The organism is Microcoleus sp. Pol1C5, assembly GCF_036701115.1.
GTDB lineage: Bacteria > Cyanobacteriota > Cyanobacteriia > Cyanobacteriales > Microcoleaceae > Microcoleus.
In genome coordinates, this window is record NZ_JAUBQE010000051.1 from 1 (window position 1) to 19,575 (window position 19,575).

15 protein-coding genes and 2 pseudogenes are annotated in these 19,575 nt (G+C 45.6%); 8 read left to right on the forward strand and 9 right to left on the reverse strand.

The annotated features are described in order from the left end of the window. Positions 1-62: 62 nt before the first annotated feature. The 3 genes and pseudogenes from QUA23_RS24120 to petB form a co-directional block, all read right to left on the reverse strand. Positions 63-725: pseudogene (locus tag QUA23_RS24120) on the reverse strand (transposase); the annotation flags it as partial. A gap of 256 nt (positions 726-981) precedes the next feature. Further along, on the reverse strand, positions 982-1,464 hold the full coding sequence (gene petD, locus QUA23_RS24125) for a cytochrome b6-f complex subunit IV (RefSeq protein ID WP_333074653.1): 483 nt from the start codon (positions 1,462-1,464) through the stop codon (positions 982-984). 182 nt (positions 1,465-1,646) lie between these two features. Continuing rightward, positions 1,647-2,315 carry a cytochrome b6 gene (petB, locus tag QUA23_RS24130; RefSeq protein ID WP_172190423.1) on the reverse strand — a complete coding sequence of 223 codons (669 nt, stop codon included), beginning with the start codon at positions 2,313-2,315 and terminating at the stop codon, positions 1,647-1,649. A gap of 585 nt (positions 2,316-2,900) precedes the next feature. On the opposite strand from petB, the gene ctpA reads away from it, so the two are divergent. Then, on the forward strand, positions 2,901-4,139 hold the full coding sequence (ctpA, locus tag QUA23_RS24135; RefSeq protein ID WP_333074857.1) for a carboxyl-terminal processing protease CtpA: 1,239 nt from the start codon (positions 2,901-2,903) through the stop codon (positions 4,137-4,139). A 224-nt stretch (positions 4,140-4,363) separates the two neighbouring features. Here ctpA and QUA23_RS24140 read toward each other — a convergent pair whose 3' ends face one another. Together QUA23_RS24140 and psaM are read right to left on the reverse strand one after the other, a co-directional pair. After that, on the reverse strand, positions 4,364-4,780 hold the full coding sequence (locus QUA23_RS24140; protein WP_333074655.1) for a slr1601 family putative cell division protein: 417 nt from the start codon (positions 4,778-4,780) through the stop codon (positions 4,364-4,366). Between the two features lie 285 nt (positions 4,781-5,065). Next, entirely contained in the window at positions 5,066-5,161 is a 96-nt protein-coding gene (gene psaM, locus QUA23_RS24145) for a photosystem I reaction center subunit XII (protein WP_015174804.1), read from the reverse strand. Between the two features lie 337 nt (positions 5,162-5,498). On the opposite strand from psaM, the gene QUA23_RS24150 reads away from it, so the two are divergent. Then, positions 5,499-6,269: a TerC family protein gene (locus tag QUA23_RS24150; protein ID WP_333074657.1), complete on the forward strand. Its 771-nt coding sequence runs from the start codon at positions 5,499-5,501 to the stop codon at positions 6,267-6,269. A gap of 148 nt (positions 6,270-6,417) precedes the next feature. Beyond that, positions 6,418-6,525 (forward strand): annotated as a pseudogene (locus tag QUA23_RS24155) (Uma2 family endonuclease); the annotation flags it as partial. A gap of 230 nt (positions 6,526-6,755) precedes the next feature. Here QUA23_RS24155 and QUA23_RS24160 read toward each other — a convergent pair. Next, complete coding sequence (locus QUA23_RS24160) at positions 6,756-7,844, reverse strand: ABC transporter ATP-binding protein (protein ID WP_333074659.1); 1,089 nt, start codon at positions 7,842-7,844, stop codon at positions 6,756-6,758. Between the two features lie 126 nt (positions 7,845-7,970). Here QUA23_RS24160 and QUA23_RS24165 point away from each other — a divergent pair, with 126 nt between their 5' ends. After that, positions 7,971-9,692, forward strand: a complete 1,722-nt coding sequence (locus tag QUA23_RS24165) for an iron ABC transporter permease (RefSeq protein ID WP_333074661.1) — start codon at positions 7,971-7,973, stop codon at positions 9,690-9,692. A gap of 29 nt (positions 9,693-9,721) precedes the next feature. Beyond that, a complete protein-coding gene (locus QUA23_RS24170) occupies positions 9,722-10,243 on the forward strand; it encodes a pentapeptide repeat-containing protein (RefSeq protein WP_333074663.1) in 522 nt (173 codons plus the stop codon). Between the two features lie 65 nt (positions 10,244-10,308). Here the strand turns inward: QUA23_RS24170 and QUA23_RS24175 are convergent, their stop codons facing one another. Then, positions 10,309-11,418: a Fe(3+) ABC transporter substrate-binding protein gene (locus tag QUA23_RS24175; protein ID WP_333074664.1), complete on the reverse strand. Its 1,110-nt coding sequence runs from the start codon at positions 11,416-11,418 to the stop codon at positions 10,309-10,311. Positions 11,419-12,135: 717 nt separating this feature from the next. Further along, positions 12,136-13,611, reverse strand: coding sequence for a glycogen synthase GlgA (glgA, locus tag QUA23_RS24180; protein ID WP_333074665.1), 1,476 nt, complete (start codon positions 13,609-13,611; stop codon positions 12,136-12,138). 541 nt (positions 13,612-14,152) lie between these two features. Between glgA and QUA23_RS24185 the strand changes: the two genes are divergently transcribed. The 3 genes from QUA23_RS24185 to QUA23_RS24195 are packed head-to-tail and all read left to right on the forward strand — an operon-like array spanning position 14,153 to position 18,326. Further along, the gene (locus tag QUA23_RS24185) at positions 14,153-14,833 is read left to right on the forward strand and encodes a sigma-70 family RNA polymerase sigma factor (RefSeq protein ID WP_333074667.1); all 681 of its coding nucleotides are present in this window, start codon (positions 14,153-14,155) and stop codon (positions 14,831-14,833) included. Positions 14,834-14,884: 51 nt separating this feature from the next. Further along, positions 14,885-15,877: a DUF1822 family protein gene (locus QUA23_RS24190; RefSeq protein ID WP_333074669.1), complete on the forward strand. Its 993-nt coding sequence runs from the start codon at positions 14,885-14,887 to the stop codon at positions 15,875-15,877. A 58-nt stretch (positions 15,878-15,935) separates the two neighbouring features. Continuing rightward, positions 15,936-18,326, forward strand: a complete 2,391-nt coding sequence (locus QUA23_RS24195; RefSeq protein WP_333074671.1) for a CHASE2 domain-containing protein — start codon at positions 15,936-15,938, stop codon at positions 18,324-18,326. A gap of 488 nt (positions 18,327-18,814) precedes the next feature. Here the strand turns inward: QUA23_RS24195 and QUA23_RS24200 are convergent, their stop codons facing one another. Then, a complete protein-coding gene (locus tag QUA23_RS24200) occupies positions 18,815-19,558 on the reverse strand; it encodes a hypothetical protein (RefSeq protein WP_333074673.1) in 744 nt (247 codons plus the stop codon). Between the last annotated feature and the right edge of the window lie 17 nt (positions 19,559-19,575).

Consider the following 19,575-nt stretch of genomic DNA (forward strand, 5'->3'; position numbering starts at 1 on the left):
TGCACGATCTGTTCGATCGCCCTATCCCCTAAGCCTTGCTGTATAAACCTTTTAGCTAATTATTCAGCAAGCCCTAAGTAGTCTTTTCTTGCTAGATTACGGTAGGTTATTGGTTTTTTATGGGTTTTTTCTTCGATTGGTTTATACACGATGTCTATGATTTTTTCTGTATGAACTCGGGCTTCGTTTAATATTCCTAACTCGGTTGGATAACTAATGTCGGCTGGGGCCGAGGGAGCATCTACGATCAACTTACCGCGATAAAGTGAGTCATTCTTGGCGTTCGAATCCTTTGTTTTTTCTGGTTTAATTGGGGTGAGGAGGCGAATTTTTTCAACCATTCGTTCGTTGACTTTATTAATCAAGTTCGGACTAATTATTTGCCGAAAATGAACTAATAGAGATGGGTCAAAGGGTAACTTGTTACTGTAGCTTTATTGACAAATAAAGTATTGTAAATAGGGGTTTTCCCGGATCTGTTCTACTGTGAGGCGATCGCTAATTCCCAGTTTTTCTTTAATGATTAATGCTCCCAATGCCATCCGAAATGATTTGGCCCTTAAGCTCTTTTCTGCGGGGAAGTTTTCAGCATATTCTGCTTAAAACTCTGACCACGGAATTAGTTCGGCCATTTTTATCCAACGGTTGTCTGATGACAACCTTCCTTCAAAGGGCCGTTCAAACTCGGATGGGAGACTTGAGGCAAGCTCAGCTTTTCTGTACACGATCGCACTGGGTGATGCAAGGGTTTTGTACTATTTTACCTATTTATCTTGCACACTTTTCTCGATCGCACGATCGATCGCATAACCAGGCCGTGTAACCTTTGTGCACTTATCCAGCAAGCCATAAATATAAAATCCCCAATCCCAACTCTAAAATCTAAAATCTCAAATAAAATGACGCCCGCTAAAGTTTCCCACCAGTACAAAAGCACTTTACAGGAAATCGGCAGGCGTCATAATCAAGCAAACTTAAATCTTAGAAAAGACCCAGTGTGAAAGATTTGTCGATCGGGAAAATAGCACCAATACCCAACCACAGAGTTACCGCAGTTCCCAACAGGAAAACTGTAGTAGCAACAGGGCGGCGGAACGGATTTTGAAACTTGTTAACGCTTTCGATGAACGGAATCAAAATCAAGCCAATGGGAACAGCAGCCATGCAAGCAATACCCAACAATTTGTTAGGCAAAACCCGCAGGAGTTGGAACACAGGCCACAAATACCATTCCGGCAGAATTTCCAGCGGAGTAGCAAAAGGATCAGCCGGTTCTCCAACCAAAGCCGGGTCGAGTACAGCCAAACCGACGCAAAGAGCAAACGTTCCCATGATTACTATAGGGAAAACGTAGAGCAAGTCATTAGGCCAAGCTGGTTCGCCGTAATAGTTGTGACCCATGCCCTTAGCGAGCTTAGCGCGGAGGTCTGGATCGCTCAAATCTGGTTTTTTGATAATAGACATAGTGAGAGTGTTCTCCTTTTAGTTTTACCCGGGCCTGGGATTCCGCTGTATTCGTTAGTCTGCATCAGCGGCGCGATCGCAGGAAGTATTGACCGTAAATAAATATCATGAGTGATGAATTCTGAATTTTCCACTCAAAATGCAGCGGGGGGCAAAAAAATACCGCCCCCACAACTCAAAACTTACAACGGGCCAGAGATACCTTGCTTGCGAATCATCAAGAAGTGAGCCAGCATGAATACTACAATCAGCCAAGGCAACACAAAAGTGTGCAAGCTGTAGTAGCGAGTCAAAGTGCCTTGACCGACGCTGACACCGCCACGCAGCAGTTCAACCATCAAAGAGCCGACAAACGGGATGGCTTCGGGGACGCCCGAAACGATTTTAACCGCCCAGTAACCGATTTGATCCCAAGGCAGCGAATAGCCGGTCACCCCGAAAGAAACAGTGATGACTGCCAAGATTACTCCTGTCACCCAGGTTAACTCGCGGGGCTTTTTGAAGCCGCCGGTCAGGTAAACCCGGAAGGTGTGCAAAATCATCATCAGTACCATCATGCTGGCAGACCAGCGGTGGATGGAGCGGATCAGCCAGCCAAAGTTGACTTCATTCATCAGGTATTGCACTGAAGAAAAAGCTTCTGCTACCGTGGGACGGTAATAGAAAGTCATGGCGAAGCCAGTAGCAAACTGGATCAGAAAGCAAACTAAAGTAATTCCCCCCAAGCAGTAGAAAATATTGACGTGCGGGGGTACGTACTTTGTAGTGATGTCATCGGCGAGCGCCTGAATTTCCAGGCGTTCCTCAAACCACTGGTAGGTTTTTGAGTCGGTGATTTGTTTAGAAAACATGGAGCCAGAATTCCTAAAAGAATATTGCTGTGGTTGAGGTTCAGGGCAGCAGCCACAAGGTTTTTTGTCGCCCCGCGCCGAGCAGCTTGCTTTTACTAGCAAATGCCTGAGGCTATTTTTTAAATTTGGAGCTGACGAAAGGAACTCTATTGTGCGATCGCCTGCAAGCCCTGGGAAACTAAGCGGTGGCTTGTCCCTACTCGCTGGCGTTGCCCGATCGAATTCCAGACTGTGATAAAAAATGTAACATAATTGCCGTGCAATTTTCACACGAGCGAAGCTTTTGCCGAGTCTCAAATACCATGTTCTGCAAGCTCAACATCCGCCCCTACCCGGCATACAGCCAAGAGCAGAGCTACAGACTAAAGTCCGAGCCTGCCGGCGGGTCGCTGGGGCATTAATTTTAATATTAATGATAAAACTTCACTCATTTTGCGATTAAATGTTACATTTAACTAATTTTTTGTTGGCGGACTTTTGACTGATCCCGAATGCCTTGGGGAGAGTTAAATGCCCAAAAGCTTAAAAGCCTACAAACTTAAAATACACGAGATGCAATACTTGCCTATCTTTTACAGAAAAATCATGCACAGACGAGTTTTCCAGATTGCTATTGTACTTTTCTTCCAAGTCGTCCTATTTCTAGGCGGGTGGACGCAGCCTGCGGCGGCGCTGACTCCTGAACAGCAGCTATTGAGCGAAGCTTGGCGAATTGTCAACCGCTCTTATGTAGACGACAGCTTCAACTCTCAAAACTGGTGGTCGGTTCGCCAAAAAGCTGTCAAGGAACCGCTTAACGACAGACAGCAGACTTATACGGCTATTCAGGGGATGCTGGCGAAACTCGACGACCCCTTCACTCGACTGCTGAAACCCGAACAGTACCGCAGCTTGCAGGTCAACACTTCGGGAGAATTGACGGGTGTGGGGCTGCAAATTGCGATCGACCCCCAGACAAATACCCTGACAGTGGTGGCTCCTTTGGCCGGCTCACCGGCCGATAAAGCTGGCATCCAACCCCTAGATCGGATTCTGAAAATTAATGGCACTCCTACCTCAGAATTGAGCCTAGACGAAGCAGCAACTCGAATGCGCGGCCGCATCGGCACTGCCGTTACCTTGACCTTGGGGCGCGAGGGAAGGGACGTTGCTGAGGAAATTGAGCTAGTGCGCGATCGCATTGCTCTGAATCCGGTTTACGCCCAATTGCAGTCGGGATCGGAAAATTTGCCGGTGGGCTACATTCGCTTGAGTCAATTCAGCGCTAACGCCACTGAGGAAGTCGCTCACGCGATCGACCGCTTGGAAAAACAAGGAGCCGCCGCCTACATTCTCGACCTGCGAAACAACCCGGGCGGACTGTTGCAAGCAGGGATTGAAATTGCCCGCCTGTGGCTCGATTCCGGGACGATCGTCTACACAGTCAACAGACAAGGCATTCTCGGCAGTTTTGAAGCCTCTGGACAAGCCCTAACTAACGATCCGCTGATTGTTTTGGTGAACAAGGGAACTGCCAGTGCTAGCGAAATTTTGGCGGGTGCGCTGCAAGATAACGGCAGAGCTCAACTGGTAGGAGAAAAGACTTTTGGCAAAGGACTGATTCAGTCGCTGTTTGATTTGTCTGACGGTTCCGGGTTGGCCGTGACTGTTGCTAAGTACGAAACACCTAACCATAAAGATATTAACAAGCTGGGGATTTCGCCCGATCGCGTAGTGCCTTTGGAACCTATCGCGCGCGATCAGATTGGCACCGAAGCAGACTTGCAATATCAAGCTGCACTGCAACTACTTAAAGAAAAAACCGTGCTGGCAAAGTCAGTATAACCCGGAGTTTGAAGTTTTGAGATTCCAACAGGTGACAATACGCAGGTCTGTCTGTCTCTGCGTTTCGTTCGCCCGGACAGGCAAGAATCATCCTAAAAACTCTTTTACTCAAAAGTGATATCACGTTCCGACAGATTCATCTGTCATTGTTCGCTGTGCGAACCAATGACATACAAGAATGATGCACATCGGACGTGATATCCAAACCCAAAACTGCTGTTCCCTTAAGGTTGCGGGGTTGATTCCTCGGCGTCGGGTACGTCGGCTTCTTGCAAAATCACCGGACGCTGCTGCGGGTCAGCTTGGTTGCTTTGCTCTTGCATCACAGTTTTAGCAAGACTAGGGTCAAAGTAGCGGTTAAAGTCGGCTCGCGACTGATTTACTCGCCCTTGGGTAAGATTGACTTCAGCTTGGATTTCGTGCAATTTTTCTTGCACCGCCCGGTAGTGAGGCCAAAGCTGAACCAAAGCAGAAGTGGCACAGACTGAAAGTACCATGTTGACTGCCAACTTGACGCCTGTTTCGGCCGCGAGGGTTTGGTGAGGGTAAGAACGCTGACGGCTGCTACTGCGACGATGAGTAACCCGAGGGGATTTTTTTACAGGACGCAGTGGGGTAACGGTGGGTTGAATCGCTTGCATAATGTTTTTTCAAATACCTGAGACTGACGTTTTAGAGTTCAAAAGAGCAAATTCTGAGCTTAACGCACACTCGCCGCTGTTTGTCAGGGTGCTGACAGCCAAAATTGTTGAAACAAAGGTGACGCGTGAAGACAGAATTTCCCCATAAAAATGCCTGCCCTTGCAGTCTCGTCTTGCTGAACACAAACAATCTACTGCACTGCGGCAGTAATTGTCTGTATCTGTAATGCGAGAGATTTAACTGGTCAGGCAGGCGTTTTGCGGTTCGCAACTGGTGTCTGGAAACTATTTGTACAGTTCAGTTGACAGCCGGAAAGCCAAGATTCCGGGAATCAAAGCAATTACGAGCGCTACGTAGACTTGGGTATCTGTTAAAGACATATTCGCAAAACTCCTTTTCGCGGGCACGAGCTTTCACCAATTTGAGACAAATTGGCACTTTTGGGAATCATTTGTTACAACTTGCAACACAAATGGTGCGTCCGGGGGGAGTGCCCCAGCGGTCCAGTGACCCAGTGGCGCAGTTTTTGAGTGTTGCAGGGGGAGAATTTTTCCTTGTTGCCTGGGACTGCTTGCTTGGGAAGTTGTTCGGACGATCGCCTCCCACAGAATTACCGCGTTAGGTTAAGATTTAAATGAAGGTGACACTAATTTTAGACAGAGCGGGTAATTTGCGCTGCGCTCGACCCTTGCCAATCTTAGGTTCACAAAATAGTTAATGCTAGATCAATTTCTCGACGCTTCACCCAATTTTGGAGTTGACGGCTTTTTATTATTGTTGGTTTTGGTGGCTTTGGAAGCTGTACTTTCGGCTGACAACGCGATCGCCCTGGCATCTATTTCTAAAGGTTTAGAAGATGCCAAGCAACAGCAAAATGCTCTCAACTTGGGTTTGATAATTGCTTTTGTACTGCGGATCTTACTAATTTTAACGGCTACTTGGGTGATCCAATACTGGCAGTTTGAACTGCTGGGTGCTCTCTACCTGCTGTGGCTGGTTTTCCAACATTTTACTTCAGATACAGATTCTGAAGGAGAACATCACGGGCCCAGATTTGCGTCTGTGTGGCAAGCAATTCCCATGATTGCTTTTACGGATTTAGCGTTTTCATTGGATAGCGTTACTACTGCGATCGCTGTTTCTGATAACACTTTTATCGTCGTAACAGGCGCTACTATTGGAATTATTGCCCTGCGATTCATGGCCGGGTTGTTCATCCGCTGGCTGGATGAGTTCGTTCACCTAGAAAGTGCTGGTTACATCACAGTTGGGTTCGTGGGACTGCGGTTGTTGGTGAAAGTAATTAATCCAGATTTAGTTCCTCCCCAATGGCTGCTAGTTTCCAGTATAGTCTTGATGTTTGTGTGGGGATTTTCTAAGCGCACTCTAGAGCCAGTCGAGATTGCAAAATCTCTAGAAATGGCTCTCAATCAGCCGGATTCAGAACTTGCTGTGCGAGAATCGCAAGGACAAAAGTCCGAAAATTAATAGACTTTCATTTGAATAAAATTAGCTTAAATCTGTCACACCAACAAGATTTAAGGCTGGTCAAAACCTGCCAAAGCTTTTCATCCCGCTGACTTGAGTCCGGGGATGAAAGGCTTTTATTTTGTAATATTGTTTCCTTCAGTAGCTTATCGAACGGAGAGGAGTACAATTGGGCCTATGGGAAGGCAGCGATCAAAATAATACTCAGCAATGGTTAGGCTGGTGGGATAGCGAGGGGAATTTGTTGCTGACGGGGTTGGCGGCATATTCGCGATCGATCCGGATCTGAATTGAGCCTTGGTGGTTGCTGTATTTTTTGAGGAGAAGGAAAGAGGGCGAGTGATGGGAAGGAGTTGGTGGCGATCGAATTTCACCTGTCGGTTAGAAATGTAACCTTCCTGTTGAGTGGCTGCAAATAACCTTTTCTACAGATGGCAACGGTTTTAAATTATTTTTGGGAGATGTCTATTAGCAATTAGCAATTAGCTATGGCTTAGGCTTACCAACAAAGAAAGCTAAGGGAGAATTGTCACCACAAGATAACCGAACTTTAGAACCAATGGGCAAAACATTTCCTGTGGTTGTAAGTGCATATAACTTTTCGCCAGACGGAGTTTTTAAACAATAACGATTTTCTCTGCCTAAAAATTGGCGATCGCAAATCACAACAGCCGAATTTTCATCTAAGAATAAACTTAAATCTTCCTGCCGGATCATCAATTCTCCTTCGGTAGAAGCATCACAAGGAACTTTTACAAATGAATCTCCTTTAACAGCAAAACAACCTACTTCTGTTTCCCAAAAATCCTGCTTTAGCGATGCAGAAACAAAATTAGCTTGCGTCACAAACTCCGCCACAAATCGAGATGCTGGTTCTTGATAAACTTCCTCTGGAGTGCCAAACTGTTCTACTTGACCTTGACGCATCACCGCTACCCAATCTGAAATCGAAAGTGCTTCTTCGCGATCGTGGGTGACAAATACACCAGAGGTTCCCGTTGCTTTGAGAATCTCGCGGACTTCCTGACGCAATCTTAACCGTACTTGTACATCTAAATTACTCAACGGTTCATCTAGTAAAATAATCGCAGGTCTTGGGGCTAAAGCACGGGCCAGCGCCACTCGCTGTTGCTGACCCCCGGATAATTCATGGGGATAACGGTTTTCCAATCCTTCTAATCCCACCAGCGCTAATGCTTCGGTAACACCTTTCTGAATATTATGCTTTGACTCTTTTCCTTGATGCGTTAAGCCAAAAGCTACATTTTTCGCGACTGTTAAATGGGGGAAGAGTGCATAGTCTTGAAATACCATACCAATGTCTCGCTGTTCCGGCGGGACTGACATATTAACACTTGCTACAGTTTTTCCTGCTAAAGCGATCGTTCCTGCTTGTAGCTGTTCAAAACCAGCAATTAACCGCAGCAACGTTGTTTTCCCACAACCCGATGGCCCCAACAACCCCAGTATATCTCCTTGATGTAAGGTCAGGGTGACAGATGCCACCGCAGGTGATGCTGCTTGGGAATACTGTTTTGTTACACCATCCAAATGCAGAATTATCGGTCGAGCCATTATTGCTATAAATAATCAACAACTTACTATTCTACAATATACCAGTTTAGTGAGATTAATTATCAGAAAGCCTTGACAAATGTTTACATCTACTGATAAACTAGCAAGCTAGATTTTTTACTAGAAATGAAAAATTCCCAAAAATCACTACACCAAACAGGAATCAGGACAATCCAATGGCTATCGACCTTACGCAGTTTATCCGCTAGTGGGTGGACACTTGCAGTTATCGCTTTAGCATTGCCGATCGCCATACCAGTCATCAGTGTCTTATCCAGTATCTTTTTTGAAGCTAAAGATACATGGCAACATTTAACCGATACAGTTTTAACCCGTTATATCGTCAACTCTTTATTGTTAATGATCGGCGTAGGCTTTGGTGTTGTCGTGATTGGCGTAGGATGTGCATGGTTAGTAACAATGTGTCGCTTTCGGGCGAGTCGCGTATTTGAATGGGCATTACTGTTACCCTTAGCTGCCCCAGCTTATGTCCTAGCATATACTTATACAGACTTTTTAGAATTTTCCGGTCCAGTTCAAACTGCTTTGCGTTATATTTTTGGCTGGAGTTATGGAGACTATTGGTTTCCTAACGTGCGATCGCTCCCAGGAGCAATCTTAATGCTAATCTTAGTTTTATATCCCTATGTCTACCTATTAACAAGAGTTGCCTTTTTGGAGCAATCCACTTGTACACTAGAAGCTAGTAGAATACTCGGATGTAGTCCTTGGCGGAGTTTTATTACAGTTGCCTTACCAATGGCTAGACCCGCAATTGTTGCAGGTTTAGCACTGGCTTTGATGGAAACTATCAACGATTATGGCACTGTTCAGTATTTTGGAGTTGATACATTCACCACAGGTATTTATCGGACTTGGTTTGGCATGGGAGAACGAATTGCAGCTAATCAATTAGCTGCCCTGTTATTATTATTTGTTTTGGGTTTAATTTTAGTAGAACGCTGGTCGCGCAGTCGGACTAAATATTATCAAGCTAGCAGTCGCTATCGCCAACTACAAACTTATCAACTTAAAGGAATCAGGGAAATTTTAGCGGTAACTGCTTGTTTGATTCCGCTATTTTTGGGTTTTTTATTGCCAGCGGGTCTTTTAGTCAAGTTGACCTTAGCTAACTGGCAACTCACTTTAGATGAACGCTTTTGGATCTTTGCCCGTCATAGTTTAATTTTGGCCACCCTGACAGCAATTTTAGCAGTAGTTATTGCCTTGATTATGGCTTATGGCTTACGGTTATATCCTAATTTAGGAGTGCAGTTTGGAACGAGAGTTGCGGCAATGGGCTATGCTGTACCTGGTTCTGTCATTGCAGTGGGGATTATGGTTCCCATTGGAAAATTTGACAATCTATTTGATAGTTGGATGCGCCAGCAATTCGGGATTTCTACAGGCTTGTTGTTAAGCGGTACGATCGCAGCTTTGGTATTTGCCTATATAGTTCGCTTCCTAGCTGTTTCTTTAAATGCGGTGGAGTCAAGTTTGAGCAAAATCAAGCCTAATTTAGATGATGCAGCGAGAAGTTTGGGTTATAGTCCGATGCAAACTTTAGTTACAGTTCATACACCAATGATGACCGGAGGTTTACTAACTGCCATGATGTTAGTATTCGTTGATGTAATGAAAGAGTTACCTGCTACTATAATTATTAGGCCTTTTAACTTTGATACTTTGGCGGTGCGAACTTATCAACTTGCCTCAGATGAACGATTGGCTGAAGCTTCTGGCCCGGCATTGGCAATTGTTTTAGTTGGGATGTTACCAGTAATTTTATTGAGTTGGAAAATTGCGCGATCGCGCAAGTCTTCAACACAGTTAACGGTTAACAGTTAAAGGTTAAAATTATCCCTTTACAAATCAAGATGATTAATAAAATTTCACCAATGTTTACCCGCACTACTGGCACAATCTCTTTCTTACTACTTACTATTTTGGTCACGTTTGGATGCCAAAAACAGGCAGCAAGCCCCCTCGAAACATTACAAAAAACTAAGCAATGTCCAGGATGTGACCTGACTGATACCAAGTTAAGTGACATTGATTTAACAAGCGCTAATCTCAATGGTGCTAAGTTGGAAGGTGCTGTGCTAGAAAAGGTCAAACTTAATGAAGCCTTACTCGATAGCGTCAATCTCAAAGGTGCAAATTTAAAAGGTGCTTCTCTGGAAAAAGCAGGTTTATTTTCTGCTGATCTCACAAATGCTGATTTGAGTAATGCAAATCTCAAGGGGGCTTTTTTGCGAGGGGCAAAACTGAATAATGCCAATCTCAGTAATGCCGATTTAAGTGAAACTGACTTAAATAGTGCTGATTTGACTGGGGCAAACCTGAAAGGGGCAAATCTGAAAGGCGCTATAATGCCTGATGGTAAAATTAAAAATTAAAGTTGATGTGATTCGGCGGTTTCAACCGCCGAATCACAAAGAGTAACTTTTTGTTCAAAAAGCCTCTATTTCCATCCTGCCCGATCGGCAATCTTTAAAGCTTCGGGGTTATTTTTCCCAAACACATCAGGGTTGAGAGGGTCAGATTTGAATGTACCAAAACTGGCAACCGTAGGATCGATCGCCACACCTGAAATCACAGGGTATTCATAATTACCCCTAGCAAAAATTTGTTGCGCTTCGCGACTGGCTAAGTGTTCCAAGAATTTGATCGCGCCTGCTTTGTTACGCGAGGTTTTGACTACACCGGCACCACAAATATTGACGTGAGTACCTCGATCGCGCTGGTTCGGGAAAAATACACCTACTTTCGCCGCGATCGCCTGTTCTGCTGGATCTTTCGATTTCATTAAGCGAGCTACATAATAGGTATTAACAAGGGCAATATCGCCTACCCCATCAGCAACCGCCTTGATTTGCGCTGTATCATTTCCCTCTGGAGGACGCGCAAAATTAGCCACCAATCCTCGCGCCCAAGCTTCTGTTTTTTGAGCTCCATGAGCGGCTAACATAGCCCCAACCAGAGACTGATTATAGATATTAGTGGACGATCGCACTAAAACTTTGCCTTTCCACCGAGGTTCTGTCAGCGCCTCATAAGTTGACAATTGGGCAGGGTTCACCTTGCTTTTGTTATAAACAATCACCCGTGCCCGGCGCGATAGACCAAACCAGAAACCTTGAGGATCTCGCAAACTTGCTGGAATTGCCGATGTCAGGACTGTTGAAGAAACAGGTTGCAGAATACCTGCTTGTTTTGCCCGCCACAAACGGCCACCATCCACCGTGATGAAAACATCAGCAGGGCTATTTGCACCTTCACTTTTAATCCGTTCAATTAGTTGGTCAGCCTCCGCTTCAACGAGGTTAACCTTGAGCCCAGTTTTTTTTGTGAAGCTTTGGTACAACTCATTATCAGTGTCGTAGTGACGTGCTGAATAAAGGTTGAGAGTGCCGGTTTGGGCTGCGACAGGGGCTTTTTTGCTTAGTTCCCCCAGTGCCACGACAGCCATTGCTGTACCGCTGGCAAGAAAAATACGCCGAGAAATGCTCATTGTTCTATAATAATAGATTTTTTCATCTGGTAATTGACACGATGGTGTATCTACAGCCATCTATAGTCATTGCTTTACTATATTAATGCAAGTAATTCTTATTTGATGATCGAGAGCGTAACTATTTTAGGGCTGACGCACTGCTGGTCAGAAATCCGGTCTCGGCTTCGCTCAACCGGCAATTTTTTTACTAATTTTTTTTACGAAAAGACTTTGTTATAGCCCGCAGATTAGGTAAACAATTTGGCGTTGCTCAATTTGAGGATGATTATTCTAGGGTGTCCGGTCTGCTGTGAAAATACACGCCTTCGGGCGAACAGAGCCCATCCCACAAAAAAAATCAAAATCATGCAACTATTATGCAGTCAAAAATTTGCAGATGAAGTTCTTGATGCCTCCAGGACTGTATTTATGACAGAGATTTTTGCTGATTTGGTATCACAACACTTGTTTGCAATAGATATCTCCAAAAACTCCCAAGCCCTATCTCCCGTAGTTTATGAGTGTCTGCTGTTTGAGGTCAGACAGTGCTTTTACTAATTGCGACCGACCACAACTTCCAGAGGTTTTATTAGATTTAGCCCCTAGGGTAAATTTAAAAAGATTCCTTAAACAACCTCGCACTCCAAAAAAAAAGCAAGAGCCATCTCCCAAGCGATTCGGGTCACCGCCATGTATCAACTGCCCGAATTATCGACCAGGCTCAAGAGCCACCAAGAGGCGGGCTAGCAGTGTACACCCTACAGTTAGTAAGTTGCACACTGCTAGCCCTACTGATTATTTGTGTCGAATTAGCTCGTAAATTTCCACATAGTCTTTAGCAGGATATTTCCACGAATTGTCACAATTCATGCCTTGAAGCATGAGTTTTTCAAATTCATCATGATAGTCATACCACAATCCGAGCGCCCGATCGAGCGCCGACTCCAAAGCGGCGTAGTCGGTTTGATAAAACACGTAACCGTTGCGTTCTTCCGGGAGGTGGCGAGTGTCGTAATCTCGATCGAACACAGTATTCACCAAACCACCAACTCCCCGCACCACAGGAACAGTACCGTACCTCAACCCAATCATCTGAGTCAGTCCACAGGGTTCGTAATTACTGGGAACCACAATTATATCCCCACCCGCATAAATTAAGTGCGACAGTTCCTCATTAAAACCTAGTTCTAAATGGCAGTCTGGATTGTCATTTAAAAAGTATTTTTCGTGCTGGAAATGAGCGTTAATTCCCGCTTCCGTCGCGGAACCCAAAAGCACGAATTGCGCTCCCTTACTCAGAGAGTAATAAATTGCATGGTGGACGAGATGAACGCCTTTTTGGTCGTCCAAACGACCGATAAAGGTAATAATAGGCTTGTCAGCATCGCGCAGGAACAGCCGATCGCGCAAAGCTTTTTTAGTTTTGGCTTTTCCTGCCAAATCATCCTTAGTGTAGTGGTGCGGAATGTAGCGATCGCTTTCGGGATTCCACACATCATAATCAATGCCGTTGAGCACCCCGCGAAACTTCTCTTGATACAAGTGCAAAGTGTGACCCAAACCGTAGCCAAACTCGCCGAGGTGAGCTTCCCAAGCGTGGTGTGGCGAAACCGTGGTGACAAAGTTTGAGTAAACAATACCACCTTTCATAAAGTTGATAGCAAAAGGGTTAAAGTTATCTCGGAGGCGATCGTAATCAAAATAATAATCCGGTCTGTGCAAACCCGTTGCTTCCAAAATATCGCTACCTCCCATGCCTTGATGTTTGAAATTGTGAATGGTATAGCAGACTCGCTGATATTCCATCCAATTGTATTTGTATATTTCAAACAGCAGGACTGGAACCAAACCAGTTTGCCAATCGTGACAGTGAATCACATCGGGACGCTTGTTGCTTCTGAGCAAAAATTCCAAAGCGGCTTTGCTGAAAAATGCAAACCGCATATTGTCGTCATTGCAGCCGTAATAACAGCCGCGATTAAAAAAGTTATCTTGAGAGCGAGGTTCGATGAAAAAACACAACTGCCCGTGCACCCAGCCGCACAAGACATCACAGAGGATTTCGCCGCCGTACCAGGGCACAGCCAGATCGCGGTAGGCTTCGTGAAGTCCCCAAATGTGGTCGTACCTCATGCAGTCGTACTTCGGTAGAATAATCTCGACGCAGTGGCCGGAATTCTGCAACTCCCGGCTCAAGCCGTAAACTACGTCGCCCAAACCTCCTGCTTTGATAACGGGGGCGCACTCCGAGGCAATTTGTACTATGTACATTTTTTTTTCTCGCTCCTGGATGAATCAAAAAAATATTTTCTTAACTTGACAAAGTATATGAGTTCTCGGCAAATAAGCAAGTCGGCCATTGGGAATACAGGGAAATACGCACAGGTAGGGGATGTTAGGGCAGATGCGGGCGATCGGTGATATCGTTTCCGCTCAGATCTGAATTATTTAAACCGCAGACGAGGCAGAGAACGCATCCGTGGGTTCAATCTCAAATCGATTTAATACCCCATTTGCTGGCATTTGTCAACTAAATATTTTTAAAATTTTTGCCTAATTTGCGCGAAATTTTCTCGCACGATGCTGATAACTGATTGGCACAGAGCACCTGTTCGGCTGCCAAACATCCACAGGACTTACGCATTCAAGGGAGGTGTTGCAAGGGTTTGAGATTCTTCATTTCACTTGCCAATGACACAATTACCTTGAAATGCGTCCAGGACTAATCAAATCAGGGATTCTATCTTGGAATTTAAACCAGCAAATGCCGTGTCCAGCATTCATCCAGAGACTCTTAAGGAGGCGCTCGCCGATGCCCGACACCAACGGTAAGGAAAACAATTTAAACCAACAACTGCAACAGCTAGTTGCTGAAGCCTGTTCGCATCCGCCCAAAAGCTTGATGCGGCGGGAAAAACTCAGCGAGATAGTGAGGCTGATTGTAAAATCCGGCAAACTTTGGCAAGAAGACACGCCTCATTACAACGATGCTTTACAGCAAACTTGGGTGTATTTTTGTCGCAATGTTTGCGAAGCGAACACCGCAAACAAACCTTACGATCGCAATCTGGGCAGCGTCATTACTTGGCTGGACAAATATCTCAAGATGCGGCTGAAAGACTTCACTATCGAACGAACACAGGAAAAAGTTAGACGTGATTTACCGTTGATGTCAGAAGACTCAGCAGAAATTAACCTGATCAATAATATCGAAAACCCGCCGACTTATTCTGACAGTCCGCTAGCCATCCTAGAAGAGACAAAAAAATGGGTGCGGGCAGATCCGGAGGGGGAATTGAGAAGCGTTCACATCAAAGAACGCCCCGATGTCACTTGCCAAACCTTAATTCTGAGGCGTCTTCCCCCAGAGACTCCCTGGAAAAACATTGCTCTTGAATTTAACTTGCCGCCGTCAACCGCCCCCAATTTTTATAAAAGAGAATGTCTGCCCCGCTTGCGAAATTTTGCCAAAAATCAAGGATATCTGGAATAAAGGCAGGACAAATCCTGTCCTAAAAAAAATCTGTCAAACAGGAAAACCGTGATGAATAACAGCACCGAAAATATCAGAGAAAAATCTATTACCCTGCCCATTACAGCCGCCGCCCTGCAAGTGGCACAGAAGTTTTCAAATCTTGACGGAGTGACATCCCCGGAAAAAAAAGAGCAAGTTTATTTCAACACTTTAGCTGTATGTGCAGTGAAAGATTACATGGAAATGATGGACATTCCCACAGACTTGAATGCCAGCGACAGTTGGAACGCGGCTATGCGCCTTTACACCGATGCAGCAGACTTGAAATTAACTCACCTAGGTCATTTGGAATGCCGACCTCTGAAGTCGGGCAAGTTTTGTTACATTCCGCTGGAAATACCGGACGACCGCATTGGTTTAGTAGCAGTTGAAATCGATATAAAGCGACAACAAGCTACTTTAGTGGGATTTATGAAAACTGCAAGAGCTGGAGACTTAGCGATTGAAAAATTGCAAAGTTTTGACAAACTTATCCAACATTTGGATTGTCTGGAACGCCGCAAAAAAACTGTACAACTGCGCCAGTGGCTGCACAGTATTTTTGAGGCTGGTTGGCAGTCTATAGAAGATATTTTAGTGCCAAAAGAACCTCATTTAGTTTTTCGTTACAGCAGCGCAGTCGTGCGGGGCAAGATAATCCATCTGACAGCAGATACCTCGGAAAAAGCATCCGCAACCATCGATGCTTTTCAAGAAAAACCTAATTTCTGGAGGGGTGTAATAGAACCAACCCCAGCGGTAGCTTTGCTGGTGGCGATCGAACCAACAACCGATACTGAAACTAATATTAAAGTACAGGTGCATCCCGCCGGCGGGGCAGACAGCTTGCCGCTCAATCTGACTCTGAAAGTCACCGACGACGAGGGAAAAACTGTCATGGAAGCTTGCGCCGGCAGCGGTAACGGCTACATGACTCTAGAATTTGCCGCCGATCGCGGAGAATGTTTTAGCGTTGTGGTAAAACTGAAAGAACTCTGTTTTGCAGAGAATTTTGCCGCCTAAAGCGGCTCGCTTGCCATAAGTTGTTGAGCATGGAAATTGAAACTTTCGGGCGGGCAGGATGCCCAGCCCGCAAGAATTTACTCGCGCCGTGACTGTAAAATTTAGATGCGCCTCGGCTTATCAGTTGTTAGCCATGCCGAAATTAATTGTTTTGAAGCTAGATGATAACTTGATAAAAGGGGTGCGAGTTTCTCTGGAAATCGGCGCGGAAGGAGCTCGCCCCGCAGTGGAAATCCAAGCCTTCCTGCCTCCGAAACCAGAAATAGCGGAACACTACGATCGCTGGCAGTCAACCTACCGCAGTTTGGGAGATTTTCGCATTAAGCCGATCGAAATTAGCATTATGGGCTCTCGTGCAGAACAGTTGTCCAAATGCCGCTTGTTGCGGGAACAGTTAAGCCAGCAAATCAATAGCTGGCTCAACTCCGAACCGTTTCGCAAACTCAAAGAAACATTGCTCGAACAATTAATGCCGTCGGACACGATTCGATTTTTAATCAAAACTGACGACATCGATTTGCGGCGGCTGCCTTGGTACTGTTGGGATATTTTTGAGCGCTACCCGAAAGCCGAAATTGCTTTGAGCCCCGCAACTTATAAAAAACCGGCTATAGCCAACAGAAATCCCGCTCAAGGCAGCGTAAAAATTTTAGCAATTTTGGGGAACAGTCAAAAAATTGATATTGAGCAAGATCGAATTATACTTGCAGGATTGCCCTCCGCAGAAGTTACTTTTTTAGTAGAACCAAGTCGCCGCCAAATCGGCGATCAGCTTTGGGAAAAAAGCTGGGATATCTTATTTTTTGCAGGACACAGTTCCACCCGCAGCGACGGCCGATCGGGTAAATTTTATATTAATCAAACTGAGAGTTTAACAGTAGAAGAACTGAAACACGGTTTCAAGCTAGCGGTTAGCAGCGGCTTGCAGTTAGCCATTTTGAATTCCTGCGATGGATTGGGAATAGCGCGACAGCTTGAAGATTTGGGCATCCCGCAAACGATCGTCATGCGGGAACCGGTGTGCGATCGAGCTGCCCAAGATTTTTTAAAGTATTTTATCCAAGCTTTTTGCACTGGGGAATCTTTGTATGTGGCAGTGCGTCTCGCGAGGCAAAGATTGGCAGAATTAGAGTCAGAAATTCCCGGCGCGGATTGGCTGCCGATAATTTGTCAAAATCCGGCATCCCAGCCGCCAACTTGGCAAGAGTTGCTGCACAAAGCTGAGCCGGAAACTGTCAGCAATCCGCCATCTTTATCTCGGCTGCGCCACTTTCAGATCGGGTTGTTGGCGATCGCAACTGCTGCTGTTTCTGTCATGGGAGCGCGATCGCTGGGCTTGCTCCAGATATGGGAATTGCAAGCTTTTGACCAACTGATGCGGCTGCGTCCTGCTGAAAGCTCAGACTCGCGTTTGCTGGTGGTGGAAGCCACGGAAATGGATATCAACAAATACGGCTTTCCACTGCCGGATGCGACGATCGCAAAAGCAGTGGGAAAATTGGCACAGTATGGGGCGCAAACGATCGCCCTGGATATCTTCCGCGATCGCCCTTTACAACCCGGTTATGCAGCATTATCCGCTCGCTTTCAGGGCGATCGAAATTTAATTGGTTTGTGCAGCGTCAAAGAAACCGGCAAACCCAACAAATACGGCATCAAACCGCCGCCCGCACTGCCAAAAGAACGCCTCGGGTTCAGCGATGTGGTGGCAGATCCCGACGGCATTCTCCGCCGCCACTTGCTGTTTATGCAGCCGCACAGCAGCGATCCTTGTACTACAGAGCACTCTTTGAGCGCGAGGGCTGCCCTCCATTACCTAGCAGCAAAAGGCATCCAACCGGAATCTCTTCCTAGAGATAAGATAAGGCTGGGCAATGCAGTTTTTGCACCGATTCACGGCAGTACAGGCGCTTATCACAACTTGGACGATCGCGGTTTTCAAATAATACTCAATTACCGACAACCAAAAAATTTTGTTCACCGAGTTATGCTGGCCGAACTGTTAGAACAAAAAGTTAATCCCAATTTGATAAAAGACAGAATTATCTTTATTGGCGTGACGGCGCCGATTTCCAATCCAGATTATTTTTTGACGCCCTACAGTGCGGGAGAATCGCCTTCCCAGAAAATGCCGGGGGTATTAATTCAAGCGCAAATGTCGAGTCAAATTATCAGCGCTGTTTTGGATCGGCGCCCGCTGCTGCAAATTGCTCCTGAATGGACCCAAGTGCTGTGGATTGTGGGTTGGGCAGCAGTTGGTAGCGCGATCGCGATTGTCAGCCGACGCAGGCTGCACGTGGTGTCGGGGGCGATCGCATCTGTGGGGATTTTGTGCGGGGTTTGCTGGTTTTTGCTAATCGGGGGCTGGTGGGTGCCTTTGGTACCCTCAGCTTTGGCAATGGTAGCAGCGGGTATAATTGCGATCGTTTTTACTTTTCGGCCGAAATGACAATATCAATTGGCAATCGTTAGATGACATCGCCAACAAATAATCTCAAGCCATTCGAGAGATGTAGAGGTCGAGCATTTGGGCGACAATTCCTGTTTCCCACCTTTGATTTTATGCCCAAATGCTTCACGCTCCCCAGGCTATTCATTTAGAAACTAAGTAGGTAAGCAAGATTAAACCGAATAATGTAACACTATGTAAACAGGTTTAAGTTAGCCAGTAGAGAGCATTTGGAGATTTTGCCCTCCTTTACATAGGGGCGTTTTTTGGCGCCGACTTAGAAGAGATTTTGGTGAAAAACCCGGTCTCTGCGTAAGTCCGCAACCTTGAGAAATCGCGTCGATCGCGAGGGAGCATCTCATATTTGTAAAAACACTTCTTCTGGCTCCTTCCTTCTTCCTCTTTCCTCCTAGCTCCTGGCTCCCAACTCGAATTTCTAGCTTGGCGGCAAAAGTGAGATGCTCGCGATCGCGATCGGCTATTTTTGGTTATTTGTGCTGGTGGAGATAGTTGTTAATCGCTTTAGCGATTTTTGCTTGCTGGTATGGGTTCATCGTGCGGGGTAGGGAGATGCGAGAGCCTCCACAAACTAACAGTCTAACTTCGTACCAAATGTCACGATCGCGATCTTTTGTTCGATCGACTTCCACGCCATAAATCTCGCCCAGAGAGTATTCCATTAGTTTACGTGCCAACAAACCCCGCTGTTTAACAGTCAAGGTGTTTAAAGTTTCATCGAAGCTGTAAGTTTCATTATTTCTCAAGACGATCGCTGCGATTCCTGCGAGCAAAAATATTCCTCCTGTCCATCCCAACCAGCGATCGTCTTGGCTTAAGCGCAGCAAGCGATCTTTGGCATTTTTAACAAAAAAATTTATGTCAGAAGCCACAGCGTCTTGGGTTCCCCAATTAGTGGAGTTAGCAGTGAAAGGAACATTGCCAACAGAAGTCAAAAGTACAACTCTGGTTTTATAGCCGCATCTTTCAACTTTAGCTCCCTGCAAAGAAGCAAGCTCAATTTCTTTGATGTTCGACCCCAGTAAATTCGATCGCACAATCTGGCAATTTCCTTGTTTTGCCTGCAATCGCTGGCAGCTTAGGGTTGCTGCATGATAGTCAAAAGTCAGCGATATCAGTCCAACTGCCATGAATAAACAACTAGGGAGCCAAAAATCAAATATGCTTTGAGTCTGAATTATTAATTCACTTGCTGTTTGCTGGATTATTTTCATTTATCTCACCCTTTTAT

Coding starts and splice junctions, on each gene's coding strand:
- glgA (WP_333074665.1), bottom strand. CDS start 13,611: ATGTACATAGTACAAATTGCCTCGGAGTGCGCCCCCGTTATCAAAGCA.
- QUA23_RS24165 (WP_333074661.1), top strand. CDS start 7,971: ATGAAAAATTCCCAAAAATCACTACACCAAACAGGAATCAGGACAATC.
- QUA23_RS24150 (WP_333074657.1), top strand. CDS start 5,499: ATGCTAGATCAATTTCTCGACGCTTCACCCAATTTTGGAGTTGACGGC.
- ctpA (WP_333074857.1), top strand. CDS start 2,901: ATGCACAGACGAGTTTTCCAGATTGCTATTGTACTTTTCTTCCAAGTC.
- psaM (WP_015174804.1), bottom strand. CDS start 5,161: ATGTCTTTAACAGATACCCAAGTCTACGTAGCGCTCGTAATTGCTTTG.
- QUA23_RS24175 (WP_333074664.1), bottom strand. CDS start 11,418: ATGGCTGTAGATACACCATCGTGTCAATTACCAGATGAAAAAATCTAT.
- QUA23_RS24170 (WP_333074663.1), top strand. CDS start 9,722: ATGATTAATAAAATTTCACCAATGTTTACCCGCACTACTGGCACAATC.
- QUA23_RS24160 (WP_333074659.1), bottom strand. CDS start 7,844: ATGGCTCGACCGATAATTCTGCATTTGGATGGTGTAACAAAACAGTAT.
- QUA23_RS24200 (WP_333074673.1), bottom strand. CDS start 19,558: ATGAAAATAATCCAGCAAACAGCAAGTGAATTAATAATTCAGACTCAA.
- petD (WP_333074653.1), bottom strand. CDS start 1,464: ATGTCTATTATCAAAAAACCAGATTTGAGCGATCCAGACCTCCGCGCT.
- QUA23_RS24190 (WP_333074669.1), top strand. CDS start 14,885: ATGAATAACAGCACCGAAAATATCAGAGAAAAATCTATTACCCTGCCC.
- QUA23_RS24195 (WP_333074671.1), top strand. CDS start 15,936: ATGCCCAGCCCGCAAGAATTTACTCGCGCCGTGACTGTAAAATTTAGA.
- QUA23_RS24185 (WP_333074667.1), top strand. CDS start 14,153: ATGCCCGACACCAACGGTAAGGAAAACAATTTAAACCAACAACTGCAA.
- QUA23_RS24140 (WP_333074655.1), bottom strand. CDS start 4,780: ATGCAAGCGATTCAACCCACCGTTACCCCACTGCGTCCTGTAAAAAAA.
- petB (WP_172190423.1), bottom strand. CDS start 2,315: ATGTTTTCTAAACAAATCACCGACTCAAAAACCTACCAGTGGTTTGAG.